Origin of the sequence: Pectobacterium carotovorum (assembly GCF_033898505.1) — a bacterium.
Taxonomy (GTDB): Bacteria; Pseudomonadota; Gammaproteobacteria; order Enterobacterales; family Enterobacteriaceae; genus Pectobacterium; species Pectobacterium carotovorum_J.
The window spans coordinates 1,890,399-1,905,956 of the sequence record NZ_JAXAFK010000001.1 but is presented as its reverse complement, the minus strand read 5'-3'; the positions used below and the strand labels follow the sequence as shown (position 1 = coordinate 1,905,956).

The window sequence follows — 15,558 nt, the reverse complement described above, 5'->3', positions numbered from 1 at the left end:
TTGGTACAATTTCAGGTTATATACGTTAACAATTTGTTTGCTAAGAGTTGTCTTATTGCTTGCTAAGAGTTGTCTTAAAATTATCGTTTCTTTACATTTTGGCGGTAAAAATACGGTATGAGATAGGTGATCGTGGTTGAACTTATATCGGTGTGAGCGTGAGGCGTTTGTCTGATTTTATTATATTGATACGATATATCTCTCAACCAAAGGAGTGATGGTTCATTCAATGAGTCGACTACAGAACGAAATTAACTCTCTGGTCAATCGCAGCGTGGATCGCCACCTGCGGATTGCCGTCACCGGGTTGAGCCGCAGCGGCAAAACCGCGTTTATTACCGCGTTCGTCAATCAATTATTGAATACCCACAGCGGGGCCCATTTGCCGATGTTTTCCCCCGTGCGCGAAGAGCGTTTGCTGGGGGTTAAACGTGTGCCGCAGCGCGATTTGGGCGTGCCGCGCTTCGCTTATGATGAAGGCATGGCCGCGCTGTATGGTTCCCCACCAGCTTGGCCGACGCCGACGCGTGGCGTGAGTGAGATTCGTCTGGCACTGCGCTATCGCTCTAAAGATTCGTTGCTGCGCCACTTTAAAGATACCTCGACGCTCTATCTGGAAATTGTCGATTACCCCGGTGAATGGCTGCTGGATCTGCCGCTGCTGGAACAAACCTACTTGAGCTGGTCGCAGCAAATGGGCGGCTTGCTGCAAGGGGGACGCATTGAGTGGGCGAAGCCCTGGCTGGCGCTATGTGAGAAAATCGATCCACTGGCTCCGGCGGATGAAAACCAGCTCGCCGAGGTGGCGCAGGCTTATACCGACTATCTGCATCGCTGCAAACAGGAAGGGCTGCATTTTATTCAGCCGGGGCGGTTTGTGCTACCGGGCGATCTGGCGGGCGCGCCAGTGCTGCAATTCTTCCCCTGGCCGCAGGTGAATCAGATCGGTGAAGCCAAACTGGCGCAGGCGGATGAAAAAACCAATATCGGCATGCTGCGCAAGCGTTTTGACTATTACTGTCAGTCGGTCGTCAAAGGGTTTTATAAGGATCACTTCGTCCGTTTCGATCGGCAGATTGTGCTGGTTGACTGCCTGCAACCGCTCAATAGCGGTATTCACGCGTTTAACGATATGCGGCTGGCACTGACCCAACTGATGCAAAGTTTTCACTACGGGAAACGCACGCTCTTCCGGCGTTTGTTCTCGCCCTGTATCGACAAGCTGATGTTTGCGGCGAGTAAAGCGGATCACATTACTGCCGATCAGCACGCCAATCTGGTGTCGTTGCTTCAGCAACTGGTGCAAGAGGCGTGGCAGAACGCCGCGTTTGAAGGCATCGATATGCGCTGTGAAGGCATTGCGTCGATCCAGTCAACGCAGAGCGGGGTAGTCGATCATCAGGGCCAGAAAATTCCGGCGCTGAAAGGGCATCGGCTCAGCGACGGCCAGCCGCTGACGGTCTACCCCGGCGAAGTGCCCGCGCGTTTACCGGGTGCGGCATTCTGGCAAACGCAGGGCTTCCATTTCGATCAATTTCGTCCGCGAGAAATGACGGTAGACACGCCGTTGCCGCATATCCGGTTGGATACGGTTATGGACTTTTTGTTAAAGGATAAATTGCGATGAACGAGCCACTGAAACCCCGTGTCACGTTCGATGATGCTTTACCGCAAGAGCCGCAACCGCAGCTGCGTGCCGGGTTAGCATTTGACGAGCAGAGCGGCACGCCATTTTCCCCTATCAGCCGCGAAGAAGAAGTGCCGGAAGAAGGCGCGGCGGAAGAGGCCCTCAGCGCGGCGCTGCGCCCGAAGCGCAGCCTGTGGCGGCGTATGGTGATGGCGGGAATAGGGCTGTTTGGCGTCAGCGCGCTGGCACAAGGCGTGCAGTCGCTGCATAACGCCTGGGTGCAGCAGGACTGGATCGCACTGGGCGGCATTACCGCGGGTAGCCTGATTGTGGCGGCGGGCGTCGGTTCGCTGGCCGTCGAGTGGCGACGGCTTTATCGCTTGCGGGAACGGGCGGAAGAGCGTGATGTGGCCCGCGATCTGCTACACAGCCACGGCGTGGGGCGCGGGCGTGAATTCTGTGAAAAGCTGGCGCGTCAGGCGGGACTGGATAGCGGCCATCCGGCGATACAGCGCTGGCAGGCTTCACTCCATGAAACCCACAATGACCGCGAAGTGCTGGAGCTTTATGCACGTCTGGTTCAGCCTGTACTGGATACGCAGGCACGGCGTGAAATCAGCCGCTCGGCGGCGGAATCCACCTTGATGATCGCCGTCAGCCCGCTGGCGCTGGTGGATATGGCATTTATCGCCTGGCGTAACCTGCGCCTGATTAACCGTATTGCCGCGCTGTACGGCATCGAACTCGGCTATTTCAGCCGCATTCGTCTGTTCCGGCTGGTGCTGGTCAATATCGCGTTTGCTGGCGCATCGGAGCTGGTGCGGGAAATTGGCATGGACTGGATGTCGCAGGATCTTGCCGCGCGGTTATCAACCCGTGCTGCACAAGGCATTGGTGCGGGGCTGCTGACTGCGCGTCTGGGCATCAAAGCGATGGAGCTGTGCCGCCCGCTGCCGTGGTTGGATGACAAACCGCGCCTCGGCGATTTCCGCCGCGAGCTTATTGGTCAGGTAAAAGAAACGCTGCAAAAAGGGCGTTAGGGGTGAAAAGCATATCGAGCGGTAGTCATGGATAGCTGACAAAGGTCGCCAAGCGGGAGTAACGGATAGGTCGTCCGTTACTCCCGTTTTCATTCTGCACAAATAAGCTTGTCAACGGTCTGAGGAAGGGAATCCCTTTCCTTTTTCTTTTGTTTATTCTCCATACAGTCATGCAAAAAACACCCGTTAATATAAAAATGTTCACGTTCACATTTGTGCTTTATCTGTGATCTTGATCTATTTTTCAGTCTTGAATGAAAATGTGAACGTGCACATAATGCCCGCAGGCTGTATTCGGGGTGAATTATGAAAGTTACGCAGTTAAATGTTTACGATGTGGATCTAAGACACCGGGCACCTGCACACAACCTTATCGTTGTTGAGATTGAAACCGATGAGGGAGTGACGGGGATTGGCGAAGTGGCGATGAGTTATGGTGTGGGCGCTAAGTCGGTCATTCCGATATTAGATGCGCTCACGAAAAAATTCCTGATCGGGCAATCGCCATTCGATTCTGAGAAAATCTTCCAGCAATGCTTTGATAATACCTATTGGGGAAGAGGGCGCTCGCTGGCGATTTATGGTGCGATTAGCGCCATAGATATGGCGCTGTGGGATATCAAAGGCAAGCTATTAAATGTCCCGATTTACCAACTGCTGGGAGGAAAATGCCGCGATACTATCCGGCTTTATGCCAACCATTGGTATTTTGATGCCTGGCGTCCTGAAGAATTTGCGGAAAAAGCACTGAAGGTGATCAACGACGGCTATACCGGATTAAAGTTTGATCCTTTCAAAATGTCGCCAACGGGAGAGAAATCAACGCCATCGCGTCCTATCAGTAAAGAATGGGGGGATATGGCGGTTGCTCGGGTGAAAGCGGTCAGAGAGGCGGTGGGTGAACATGTCGATATTATGCTCGACCTGCACGGTTGTCTGAGTGTTTCTGATGCCATTAAATGGGGAAAAAAATTAGAAGCATGTAATCCTTATTTTTATGAAGAGCCGACGGATACATTATTAATCAATTCAAGTCTGGAGGTAAAAGCAGGCGTTAATTTATCGCTGGCTGGCGGAGAGCGCTTATATACCCGCTTTGACTTCGCACCTTTTATTGAAAATCGGGTATTCGAACTGATTCAGCCAGATATGGGGCTGGCTGGCGGATTTACGGAAATGAAAAAAATTGCCTCTTATGCGGAAACACATCAGATCCAGGTTCAACCGCATAACGCCTCAGGGCCAATCTTAACCGCAGCCTGTATTCAATTTGATATCTGCACGACAAATGTACCAATACAAGAGTGGTTTCCCTATTGGCAGGATGAGCGCTACCACATTGTGCTGGAGGCTTTAGAACCACAGGCTAAAAATGGCTATTTCACCGTCGGTGAAATGAAGCCAGGTTTAGGTGTGACGTTAAATTTCGATTATTTATCGAATTTTAAAAAGCATATTTTCAATAAATAAACTTGCTAAGGTGAAAAAATGAAAAAGATCTTCCTTTGCTGTAATGCAGGAATGAGCACATCCATGCTCGTAAAAAAAATGAAAGAAGCCGCCGCGGCAGAAAATATTGATGTGGAACTGACAGCGCTCCCGTTAGAGAAATTCAATGAAGGAATTGAGCAATACGACCTGTGTTTATTAGGCCCTCAGGTGAGATATAAATTGGATGAGTTCAAGAAAATTGCCGCACAGAAGAACAAAAAAGTGGAGGCAATAAACCCGATGGATTACGGCATGATGAAAGGCGATAATGTACTTAAATTCGCCCTCGGCCTGCTTGCATAAATTTTTGTCAACACCAGGGGGATGATAATGAGCATCTATAATAATGTAATCTCTTTTATTGAAAGAAAAATTGCACCCTTAGCCGGGAGTATTGGTGGACAACGGCACGTGCTTGCCGTTCGCGATGGTTTTATTTCCGCTATGCCTTTCATGATTGTCGGCAGCTTCTTGATGATTATGGCGTTTCCGCCTTTTTCAAAAGATACGACGTTCACGTTAGGGCAGATATGGTTGGAGTTCGCGACCAATAATAAAGACGCAATCATGATGCCGTTCCGCATGACAATGGGGATTATGACCATCTATATTGCCGTTGGGATCGGGTATAACCTTTCACAGGGTTATAATCTTAGCCCGCTGATGGGCGGATTACTGTCACTCTGTTCTTTCCTTATTGTTGCCGCGCCTTTTACCAACGGCAGCATTCCGGCGGCATTTATGGGAGGCACCGGTATTTTTACGGCATTGCTGACATCGATATATTCCGTCGAGCTAATGCGGTTTTTAAAAACCAGAAACCTGACTATCCGTCTGCCGGAACAGGTGCCGGAAAAGATCGCCCAGTCATTTGAGTTACTTGTACCTGTACTGGTGATGATTGCGACGCTCTATCCCTTATCGCTGCTGATTCAGCACTTTACTGGCATGCTGGTTCCTGAAGTGATTATGGCTGCCTTCAAACCGTTTGTGGCTGCTTCCGATAGCTTAACGGCAATACTCATCTGTGTGCTGGTTTCCCACCTGCTATGGTTCTGCGGTATTCATGGTGCCGCTATCGTGACCAATTTACTGCAACCGTTCTGGCTGGCGAATATTGCGGCTAACCAAACAGCGTTGGAATTAGGGCAGGCGCTTCCCCATAGCTTCGTTGATCCATTCTGGCGCTTCTATATTGTTATTGGCGGCTGTGGTTCTACGCTTGCGCTGGTCATCATGTATTTGCGTAGCCGTTCCGTGCATTTGCGTTCGATCGGAAAATTGAGCGTCGTTCCCTCATTTTTTAATATCAATGAACCCGTTATTTTTGGTTCGCCAATTATCATGAATCCTCTGATGCTACTTCCTTTCGTGGGTGCGCCGTTAATTAATGCAACCGTCGCCTGGTTTGCATTGAGTTCGGGATTTGTTGATAAACCAATGTCTATTGTTCCCTGGACGACGCCTTCTATTTTAGGTGCCCCATGGGCGGCTGGGTGGTCACTGGGGCCAATACTCTTAGTGCTGACTAATTTCGCTATTTCTTGTGTGATTTGGCTCCCTTTTTACCGGGCATATGAAAAACAACTTTTAGCGCAAGAAGCAGAATCAAAAGCGTAACAGATAATTTAATGTTGAAAGAGGGTGACTTTATGGATCTTGAATTGGAAATAATGGAGATCATTACCAATGCGGGAGAAAGTAAAAGCGAAGCGATGATCGCATTACAGCATGCGAAAAAAGGCGAGTGGGAAGCCTGTGATAATGCATTGCTTCGTTCTCGAGAGGCGGCAAGCCGAGCGCATGGCGTGCAAACTAAATTGATCGGTATGGATGAAGGGGAAGGTAAAATCCCCGTCACGCTAGTTATGGTGCATGCACAAGATCATTTAATGACCTCGATGCTGGCGAATGACTTGATCAAAGAAATGATTGAAGTTTATCGCGATAAAGTGTAATAGTTTCAGTTAATTTACTAGTAAATAAGCAGTGCCGCAGTCAGGCATTGCTTTTCTTTATAATGGAATTCTATGTCAACAATAGTCGATGTGGCACGGATGGCAAATGTTTCGCGCGCAACGGTCACCCGCGTACTTAACGAGCCGGAAAAAGTTAAGGTAGAGACAAAGTTACGCGTCGAGAATGCCATTAGGCTGTTGAACTATAAACCCAATTTAAGCGCCCGTTCTTTGGTGAGCAAAAGTAGCGGCGTGATAGGCATGCTTATTCCTAACAACGTGTCAGGTTTCTTTGGCTCGGTGATGAGCGCGGTTCATAAAGAAGTGAATGCCAAAGGAAAAATGCTCATGGTGCTGGAAAGCGCCGGTCAAGCTGAAGAAGAAAATGCATTAAGAAAATTGGATGAAATTAACTGTGATGGATTTCTTCTCTATACCCGTCATTTATCAACCGAAACGATTAAAGCCTATACGGAAAATAAACCCGTAGTATTACTCGATTCCTCTGGTTCAGCGGATATTCACTCGGTTTCATTCGATCATTATTTATCTGCGTTTGATGCGACAAATAAATTGATTGCAGCAGGCCATAAAAATATCGCGGTAATTGGTGGCCCCGAGTCGCGTCACAGCGCGTCTCAACGATTAAAAGGCTGCGTTGATGCCATTCGCGCGGTGAATAAAGAATGGAACGACGAATATTATATTCAAGGCAGTTATGATCATGTCTTTGGTGAGAAAGCGACGTTAACATTAATAGAACGAAAACTCGATATGACCGCGATTGTCTATTGTGGTGAGCGAGCCTGTTCGGGAGGATTAAAGACGTTACGCTTACAGGGTTTATCTGTTCCTGACGATATTTCGGTTATTTCTTTTGACAGCTTTGGACTTACTGAATATCTGGCGCCGCATATTGATAGCGTGGTTTACCCGGTAAAAGAAATGGCGGAATACGGGGCAAGAGAAATTCTGATGAAACTGACCCGTAAGGATTATCTTATACAGTCACGGCAGTTCCCTCACTCCTTCATCGAAGGGCAATCTATCAGCCATGTGCGTGATGCATTGCGATAGTAGGTTACTCCGAACAAGCAGAAGACTGGTACGGCAGACAGTACCGCTGTTACAGAATCGTGTGTAGGATAAAAACTCCTCATCGCTATATAACAGGACGTTTTTATGATTCCCGGTAAAAAATTGACGCTGGCGGCACTGTCGCTGTCGGCAGCCATTCTCTGTTTACCTGCCAGCGCACAGCTGGTGCTGGCACCTGCTGATGCTGAGCGTTACGCGCAACACAGCTTCCCTGAATATCTCGAATTGCTCACGCTGCCAAATGATGCTGCCGTGCCTGCGGATATCCAGCGCAATGCCGACTGGCTGGAAAAGGCCTTTCAGAAACGCGGCTTCACCACGCAGCAGCTAACGAATAGTGATAAATCGCTGGTTTATGCTGAGCTGGGCACGCCAAGAGCCGATCGTAAAACTATCTTGTTCTACATGCATTTTGACGGACAGCCCGTGAATCCCGCCGAATGGCAAACGCCGCCGTGGCAGCCCGTACTGAAAGAAAAAGATGCCGCTGGCAAATGGCAGACGCTGCCTGAGTCGCGTCTTCTAAAAGGGGATATCAACCCGGAATGGCGTCTCTTCGCCCGGGCATCGGCCGATGATAAAGGACCGATCGCGATGTTTCTCGCTGCCATGGACGCCATGAAAGATAAGGGCGTTGAACCTGCCATCAATATCAAAGTGCTGCTGGATTCCGAAGAGGAAAAAGGTTCGCCCGGCCTGACAACGGTGATGGCCGATCATCTTACGCTGCTGAAAAGCGATGGGATGGTGATTTATGACGGTGCAATGCCGTCCAGCAACCTCCCTGGCATCAACTTTGGCAATCGCGGATCAATCCAAATCGATATGACGGTTTTCGGTGCGAATGCGGCGGCGCACAGCGGCGGCTATGGCAATGTCATTCCGAATCCAGTGCAAAATCTGGTTACGCTGCTAGCCAGCATGAAGGATGCGGACGGTAAGGTCACGATCCCCGGTTACTATGACCGCGTCACGCTTAGCGAGATCGATAAAAAACAAGTCGCAGAGACCGTGCCGCCCGCAGGTGCGCTGGAGAAACGCTTTGGTGTTGCTCAGTTAGAGAAGGTCGCCAACAATGCGGCAGAGGCAGTGCAATATCCTTCGCTGGATATTCTCGGCATTAAAGCGGGCGACACGGGCAAAAAGGCCTCGAACGCCATTCCGTCAACCGCGACGGCCAGCGTGAATATTCGTACCGTGCCGGAAACGCCGCCGGATGATATGTATGCGCTGTTACGCCAGTATATCGCCAGCAAAGGTTTTCATATCATTACCGGTGAAGCGCCTACGCAGGCCGAGCGTGAGCAGTATCCGCATCTGATTTCCCTTAGCCTGACGGCCTATCCGAGCAGCGCCTATGCGGCCAGAACCGAGATAGACTCCCCGCTGGGACGTTGGGCAGTCGCAACCACAACCGCGCCGCGTGGCATCGCACCGGAGAAGAACCGTATGATGGGCGGGACGTTGCCGATGAGTGGGGCAGTCAGCGTGCTGAAAGTGCCGTACGTCATCGTTCCTCTGGTGAATGCCGATAATAATCAGCATAGTTTTGATGAGAATTTACGTCTCGGTAACTATCTGGAAGGTATTCGCACCATTGTGGCGATGGCAACGACGCCGCTGTCATAATCCCGTTTCGCTATTGACGTGGAAAAAACGTACAGATGTGTCAACTTTTGCTGCCACCTTACTTCATCCGGTGCAAACGAAAGGGTATTATCAGCAGTAATAGCCATATCGTGTCTCTTGAAGAAGGTAGCCGTTGATGCATCTGGAAGTGATTTGTGAAGACCGCATTGGTATGGTCCGTGAACTGTTAGATCTGCTTGCGTCACGCAATATTGATTTACGCGGCATCGAAATTGCCCCCATTGGCCGTATTTACCTCAATTTTGCCACTCTCGATTTTGATGCTTTTCGCCTGCTGATGACGGAAATTCGTCGCATTGACAGCGTCAGCGATGTGCGTACCGTGGCGTTTATGCCGTCTGAGCGCGAGCATCGGGCGCTGAATGCGCTGCTGGAATCCATGCCGGAACCGGTATTCTCGCTGGATATGAAAGGGAAGCCGGAACTGTTTAACCCCGCCGCGCTGGCGCTGTTTGAACAATCGGCAGAGACCATCAGCGATTTGACGATTGGTAGCATGATCCCCGGTTTCAATTTCGCCAACTGGCTGGAAAAAAGTAGCACTGTCGTCGCCGAGCGCGTCGTGATTCGCAGTCAGGATTTCCTGCTGGAAATGACGCCGGTCCGTCTGGAAGATGATGCCGGCAAAGCCGCTACGGCGGGGGCGCTGGTGATGCTCAAATCGGCCGCCCGCATGGGACGGCAGTTACAGAATCTCACCGTAAACGATGAGAATGAATTCGATCACATCGTTGCCGTTAGCCCGAAAATGCGTCAGGTGGTTGAGCAGGCGCGCAAGCTGGCAATGTTGGACGCGCCGTTGCTGATTGTGGGCGATACGGGGACGGGCAAAGATATGTTGGCGCGAGCATGCCACCTGCGCGGGCCGCGTGGTAAGAATCCTTTCCTGGCGCTGAACTGCGCGTCGTTACCCGATGATGTGATGGAGAGTGAACTGTTCGGCCATGCGTCCGGCGCGTATCTCAACGCGCAGGAAGGCAAAAAAGGCTTCTTCGAACAGGCTAACGGCGGTTCAGTTCTGCTAGATGAAGTCGGTGAAATGTCGGCACAGATGCAGATTAAATTACTGCGTTTCCTGAATGACGGGACATTCCGTCGCGTGGGTGAAGATCACGAAGTCCATGTCGATGTGCGGGTGATTTGCGCGACCAAGAAAAACCTGTTGGAACTGGTGCAGCGCGGTGAGTTTCGGGAGGATCTTTATTATCGCCTCAATGTACTCACGCTGATGTTACCGCCGCTGCGCGATCGTCCGGCGGACATTATGCCGCTGGCCGAGCTCTTTGTGGCGCGGTTTGCCGATGAGCAGGGGATTTCAAGGCCTAAATTGGCGGCAGATGTGGAACATTTCCTGCCGCAGTACGGCTGGCCGGGTAACGTTCGGCAGTTGAGGAATACGATTTATCGGGCGCTAACGCAACTGGAAGGTAACGAACTGCATATGCAGGACATCGATCTCCCGGCGTTTTCGATTGATTCGCCACAGGATGAAACCCTGCTTGATGGTTCGCTGGATGACATCAACAAGCGTTTCGAACGCTCCGTGCTGACCCGTCTTTATCAATCCTATCCAAGTACGCGCAAATTGGCGAAGCGGCTAGGGGTATCGCACACGGCGATAGCCAACAAACTACGGGAATATGGACTCAGCCAACGCAAATCGGCGGGGGACGACGAGGAGTAAATAACAAAACGGCTGCGCAAGCAGCCGTTTTTCACATAATGTCAGCGTAGCTTATCTTATTTCAGAACAGCCAGTGCTGCATCGTAGTCTGGTTCAGTGGTGATTTCGTTCACCAGTTCGCTGTGCAGCACGTTGTCGTTTTCATCCAGTACGACAACCGCGCGAGCGGTCAGGCCTTTCAGCGCGCCATCGGCGATAGCAACACCATAGTTTTCTTTGAACTCACCGCCACGCAGGGTAGACAGTACAACGACGTTGTTCAGACCTTCCGCGCCGCAAAAACGGGACTGCGCGAACGGCAGATCGGAAGAGATACACAGAACAACAGTGTTATCCAGCTCAGAACCCAGTTGGTTGAATTTGCGCACGGACGCGGCACAAACACCGGTATCGATGCTTGGGAAAATGTTCAGGATTTTGCGCTTGCCAGCATAGTTGCTGAGCGGGGTATCTGACAGATCTTTAGCCACCAGAGTAAATGCCGGGGCTTTGCTTCCTTTGGCTGGGAATGACCCTGCTACTGGCACAGGATTGCCTTGAAAATGTACGTTCTGTGACATGTTTGCGTCCTTAATTACAGGTGATTAACACGCTGCTCAGTTTAGGGCAACATTAGCAACATTGGTATAAAAATTACGATTAAAATTGCTGGCTTAGCAACGCGACCATCGCGTTAAGGTAGCATTCGCTGGCGGCATCTGCCGAGATCGGCGGAAGCTCAGCGGTAATGCAGTGGAGCGAACGATCGGCGCACCAGCTTCCGAAAGAGCCGGGTGTGTCGTAACCGATACTCGATACTAACGGCAGCTCGCATTGCTGCGACAACCATCGCCCTAATTCGGAACGATGTGGATCTTCAATGCAGGCGAGTGGCTCATGAAAAGAGACAACCCAGTGGGGATTAAGTTTCTCAATCAGTGTGCAAAGGGCTTTCGTTTCCGGTTCTGAACCTGCGGTTTCCCCCGTGGATAGCTCGACATCGCGTTCATCTGCGGCGCTATTCCAGCGGTATACCGTTTTCCCCGGCTGCCAGTTACTGGCCGGAAAATTGCGATTGAGATCGACGCCGTTAGCGTTGGCGCGCAGGCCCAACTGACAACCATCCGGGTTTACCGCAAGAACTACATGGTGGCGACGCTGCCCTGAAAAGAGAGTACGCAGCGCGCAAGAAAGTGCCACAACCGCCGCGGTTTCATCGCCGTGCGTTCCGGCAATAATCAGCCCGCTCTCCGAGGGCGCTAGCTCGGCGGGGAAATACAGCAGCGGTGCGCCCAGCAGTGATTTTCCATAAGGTTCACCCAGCGAAGGTAAATTGCCTCGTTGCTGGCGCGCCTGAAGAGGAATGATCGGGTTTTCCATGTTGTCGCCCTGTGGTTACCTATGCGTTTCATCATAAAAAAATCGGCCCAGAGACGCAAACGGCGATGTGGGCTGACAAATTGCGGGGGTATCGCTGGATGATAGCGCTGATTTCTGACTATTATATTCTTCAATCATTTCATTATGCTTTCAGGTCAAATCATCATGCACTATGGATATTCTGCATTCTATGCCGCGTTGATGGCGGCCATGACGGGCAATGCCGTCGCGGCACAGGTTCCGGCGGGAACGGTTCTGGCTGAGAAACAGGAAATCGTTCGCCACATTAAAGATGAACCGGCTTCTCTCGACCCGATAAAAGCGGTGGGGCTGATGGAAGCTCAAGTGGATCGCGATCTGTTTGAAGGGCTGGTCAATCAGGATGCCAACGGGAACATCGTTCCGGGCGTAGCACTACGCTGGCAGACGACCGATAACCGTACGTTTGTCTTTACCCTGCGCGATAATGCCCGCTGGTCTAACGGTGAACCCGTTACGGCAAACGATTTTGTCTATAGCTGGCGTCGTCTGGTGACACCGGAAAACAGCTCATCGTTCTCCTGGTTTGCCCGACTGGCGGGGATTCAGAATGCCGAACAGATTCTTGCGGGTAAACTGCCTGTCGATCAGCTTGGCGTGACGGCCGTCAATGACCATACGCTGAAAGTACAACTCAGCAAGCCAGTCCCTTATTTTGTCAGCCTGACGGCGAATTTCAGCCTGTTTCCGGTACATCAGGCTACGGTCGAAAAATTCGGGAATGACTGGACGAAGCCGGGCAATCTGGTTGGCAATGGCGCGTTTAAGCTGGATCAGCGCGTGGTTAATGAGAAGCTGGTGCTCACGCAGAATCCATATTATTGGGATAACGCCAACACGCGCCTGACAAAGGTGACCTTTGTTCCCATCAATCAGGAATCGAACGCGACAAAACGCTATCTGTCCGGGGATATCGATATCACCGAATCGTTCCCTAAAAACCAGTATCAAAAGCTGCTGAAAGATTTGCCCGGTCAGGTTTATACGCCGGATCAGCTTGGTACGTATTATTACGCGTTTAACACGCAGCGGGCGCCGACCAACGATGCCCGAGTGCGAAAAGCGCTGTCTTACGCTATCGATCGCAAAGTGATTGCGGAAAAAGTACTGGGCACGGGGGAAAAACCAGCCTGGCACTTCACGCCGGACGTCACCGCAGGCTTCAAACCGACGGAAAGCCTGTTGCAGCAGTATTCTCAGGATGAACTGGATGCGCAGGCAAAAGCGCTGATGGCGGCGGCGGGCTATGGTCCAAACAATCCGCTGAAATTATCGCTGCTGTACAACACCTCGGAAAGCCACCAGAAGATTGCGATTGCCGTAGCATCCATGTGGAAAAAAACGCTGGGAGTGGACGTCCGCCTGTCCAATCAAGAGTGGCAAACCTACATCGACAGCCGCAATAGTGGCAATTTTGATGTCGTGCGGGCGTCGTGGGTGGGTGATTATAACGAACCGTCAACATTCCTCTCTCTGCTAACGTCGCACCACAGCGGTAACATCGCGCGCTTTAAAAACGCGAATTACGATCGCGTATTGGATGAAGCGGGGAACCAGACTAACCCGCAGGCGCTGAATGCCGACTATAACCGGGCAGAGCAGATCTTGATGGATGAAGCACCGATTGCGCCGATCTATCAATATACCAACGGACGTTTGATCAAACCGTGGGTGAAGGGCTACCCCATTACTAACCCTGAAGACGTGGCATACAGCCATATGCTTTACATCGAAAAGCATTAAATACCAGATTGACGCATCGAATGATGTAGCGATAAAGCCGGAGTGGTCATGATGGTCATTCCGGCTGACAATCGCACAGTTGATAGTAAAGGAATTGATAGTAAAGAACAGATAGCAAACCGTTGGAGGCAAGACGTGGAATCTTTTGCAGGAAAAGAGTTGCAACACAGCGGTGCGGTTCATGCGTATCAGTTGGATGGAAAAGGGGGCATAACCCCGATTGGCGAGCAGGACGTGGTTAACAGCGAAAAACCCTGCTGGCTGCACCTGGATTCTACATTGCCCGCCAGCGCGCGCTGGTTGAATAAAACGACACTGGTGCCGGATAGCGTGCGCAATGCGCTGGCGGGGGAAAGCGTCCGCCCCAGAGTGACACGTTTGGGGGAAGGCACGTTAATTACGCTGCGCAGCATTAACATGAATGCCAATGCGCGGCCGGATCAACTGGTAGCTGTTCGGGTATTCATTACCGACAAGCTGATTATTTCTACCCGACGCCGTAAAATTCTGGCTATCGACGAGATTCTTACCGATCTGAAGGAAGGCAATGGTCCAACGGACAGCGGAAGCTGGCTGGTCTCCATTGCGGAATCCTTGACCGATCATACCAGCGAGTTTATTGATGATTTGCATGAGAAAATCATCGATCTGGAAGACGATTTGCTGGAACAGAAGATTCCACCGCGCGGTGAGCTGGCGCTGATCCGCAAACAGCTCATCGTCCTACGACGCTATATGACGCCACAGCGCGATGTGTTCTCGCGTATTTCCGGTGAGAAACTGCCCTGGATGCAGGACGACGATCGCCGCAGAATGCAGGAAATTGCCGATCGGTTAGGGCGGGGGCTGGAAGATCTGGATGCCAGCATTGCACGTACCACGGTGCTTTCGGATGAAATCACCGCGCTGATGACAGAAGCGATGAACCGCCGCACCTATACGATGTCGCTTTTGGCGATGGTTTTTTTACCGACGACGTTCTTAACCGGGCTATTTGGTGTCAATTTAGGGGGAATTCCCGGCGGCGATGCGCCGTTTGGTTTTTTCACTTTCTGCCTGATGTTGGTGATATTGGTTGGCGGCGTTGCATGGTGGTTAAAACGCAGTAAATGGCTATAACGACTTGCGGCGACTGGGTGCGCCGATAATCACAAACTGTCGCGAACGGCTAAAAAACCACGCGTAAATTGAGCAATATCAACATTTTTTACCCTGTTGTGCGGCACTATCATTCCCGCAGGTGAATGCAACGTCAAGCGATGGGCGTTGCGCTCCATATTGTCTTACTTCCTTTTTTGAATTACTGCATAGCACAATTGATTCACACCATGCCGACAGTTTTGTCGGCTTTTTTTTGCTCCTCGATCTTAGCCTTTTCCGTCATCCTTCAAGCGACGTTGTAAAATGCCTTTGGCATTTTATTATGGTGGGCTACGCGCCACCCCCTTCGGGCCGTCGCAGGCGACGTTGTAAAATGCCTTTGGCATTTTATTCATTAGCTTACTACGCTTAAGGGGAAGGGTTGGCACCGATCAGCCAGCCGTAACGCATGTCTGTACTGCTTCAGTAGCTGGATTTGCTTTTACATTATCCAACACCGAGGAGGAAAATATGCTCACTCAAGACGCGACGGATTATCTGCAAGCTGACACGGTTCCGGTTGAACCGATTCCCATTATACCGAACGATCCGACACCTCGTCCGCTTCCCGATCCACCGCCCATTCCTGACCCACCGCCGACAGGGCCGGAACACGAACCTGTCACTGACCCACCGCAAGGTCGATAGACGTAGAAAACGGAAATAAAAACGGTGGCGAAACAGCAATTGCTGCTGCTTGCCACCGTGTCATTATTCTTTCGGGAAAGT

The 15,558-nt window shown here is 51.1% G+C and carries 14 protein-coding genes; 12 read left to right on the top strand and 2 right to left on the bottom strand.

Annotated features, from left to right (window positions below):
- Positions 1 to 229: 229 nt before the first annotated feature.
- From R9X49_RS08440 to tyrR, 9 genes are all read left to right on the top strand, one after another.
- Positions 230 to 1,627: a YcjX family protein gene (locus tag R9X49_RS08440; protein WP_319847959.1), complete on the top strand. Its 1,398-nt coding sequence runs from the start codon at positions 230 to 232 to the stop codon at positions 1,625 to 1,627.
- Positions 1,624 to 2,667 (top strand): YcjF family protein, encoded by a 1,044-nt coding sequence (locus tag R9X49_RS08435; protein ID WP_319847958.1) that lies wholly within the window; start codon positions 1,624 to 1,626, stop codon positions 2,665 to 2,667. Before R9X49_RS08440 ends, R9X49_RS08435 begins: the two co-directional genes overlap by 4 nt.
- Before the next feature lie 306 nt (positions 2,668 to 2,973).
- A complete protein-coding gene (locus tag R9X49_RS08430; protein ID WP_319847957.1) occupies positions 2,974 to 4,137 on the top strand; it encodes a mandelate racemase/muconate lactonizing enzyme family protein in 1,164 nt (387 codons plus the stop codon).
- An 18-nt stretch (positions 4,138 to 4,155) separates the two neighbouring features.
- Positions 4,156 to 4,461: a PTS sugar transporter subunit IIB gene (locus tag R9X49_RS08425; protein WP_319847956.1), complete on the top strand. Its 306-nt coding sequence runs from the start codon at positions 4,156 to 4,158 to the stop codon at positions 4,459 to 4,461.
- A gap of 27 nt (positions 4,462 to 4,488) precedes the next feature.
- Positions 4,489 to 5,778, top strand: coding sequence for a PTS sugar transporter subunit IIC (locus R9X49_RS08420; protein ID WP_319847955.1), 1,290 nt, complete (start codon positions 4,489 to 4,491; stop codon positions 5,776 to 5,778).
- 32 nt (positions 5,779 to 5,810) lie between these two features.
- Positions 5,811 to 6,116 (top strand): PTS lactose/cellobiose transporter subunit IIA, encoded by a 306-nt coding sequence (locus tag R9X49_RS08415; protein ID WP_319847954.1) that lies wholly within the window; start codon positions 5,811 to 5,813, stop codon positions 6,114 to 6,116.
- A gap of 72 nt (positions 6,117 to 6,188) precedes the next feature.
- Positions 6,189 to 7,193: a LacI family DNA-binding transcriptional regulator gene (locus tag R9X49_RS08410; RefSeq protein WP_319847953.1), complete on the top strand. Its 1,005-nt coding sequence runs from the start codon at positions 6,189 to 6,191 to the stop codon at positions 7,191 to 7,193.
- A 105-nt stretch (positions 7,194 to 7,298) separates the two neighbouring features.
- A complete protein-coding gene (locus R9X49_RS08405; RefSeq protein ID WP_319847952.1) occupies positions 7,299 to 8,843 on the top strand; it encodes a M20/M25/M40 family metallo-hydrolase in 1,545 nt (514 codons plus the stop codon).
- A gap of 136 nt (positions 8,844 to 8,979) precedes the next feature.
- Positions 8,980 to 10,548 carry a transcriptional regulator TyrR gene (gene tyrR / locus R9X49_RS08400; RefSeq protein ID WP_319847951.1) on the top strand — a complete coding sequence of 523 codons (1,569 nt, stop codon included), beginning with the start codon at positions 8,980 to 8,982 and terminating at the stop codon, positions 10,546 to 10,548.
- A 56-nt stretch (positions 10,549 to 10,604) separates the two neighbouring features.
- On the opposite strand, the gene tpx is transcribed toward tyrR, so the two are convergent.
- Positions 10,605 to 11,108, bottom strand: a complete 504-nt coding sequence (tpx, locus tag R9X49_RS08395; RefSeq protein ID WP_039288920.1) for a thiol peroxidase — start codon at positions 11,106 to 11,108, stop codon at positions 10,605 to 10,607.
- A 79-nt stretch (positions 11,109 to 11,187) separates the two neighbouring features.
- A complete protein-coding gene (gene mpaA / locus R9X49_RS08390; RefSeq protein ID WP_319847950.1) occupies positions 11,188 to 11,907 on the bottom strand; it encodes a murein tripeptide amidase MpaA in 720 nt (239 codons plus the stop codon).
- A 165-nt stretch (positions 11,908 to 12,072) separates the two neighbouring features.
- Here mpaA and R9X49_RS08385 point away from each other — a divergent pair, with 165 nt between their 5' ends.
- The 3 genes from R9X49_RS08385 (at position 12,073) to R9X49_RS08375 (ending at position 15,477) form a co-directional block, all read left to right on the top strand.
- The gene (locus tag R9X49_RS08385; RefSeq protein ID WP_319847949.1) at positions 12,073 to 13,689 is read left to right on the top strand and encodes a peptide ABC transporter substrate-binding protein; all 1,617 of its coding nucleotides are present in this window, start codon (positions 12,073 to 12,075) and stop codon (positions 13,687 to 13,689) included.
- Between the two features lie 135 nt (positions 13,690 to 13,824).
- Complete coding sequence (gene zntB / locus R9X49_RS08380; RefSeq protein WP_319847948.1) at positions 13,825 to 14,808, top strand: zinc transporter ZntB; 984 nt, start codon at positions 13,825 to 13,827, stop codon at positions 14,806 to 14,808.
- A gap of 492 nt (positions 14,809 to 15,300) precedes the next feature.
- Entirely contained in the window at positions 15,301 to 15,477 is a 177-nt protein-coding gene (locus R9X49_RS08375; RefSeq protein ID WP_319847947.1) for a hypothetical protein, read from the top strand.
- Positions 15,478 to 15,558: the final 81 nt, after the last annotated feature.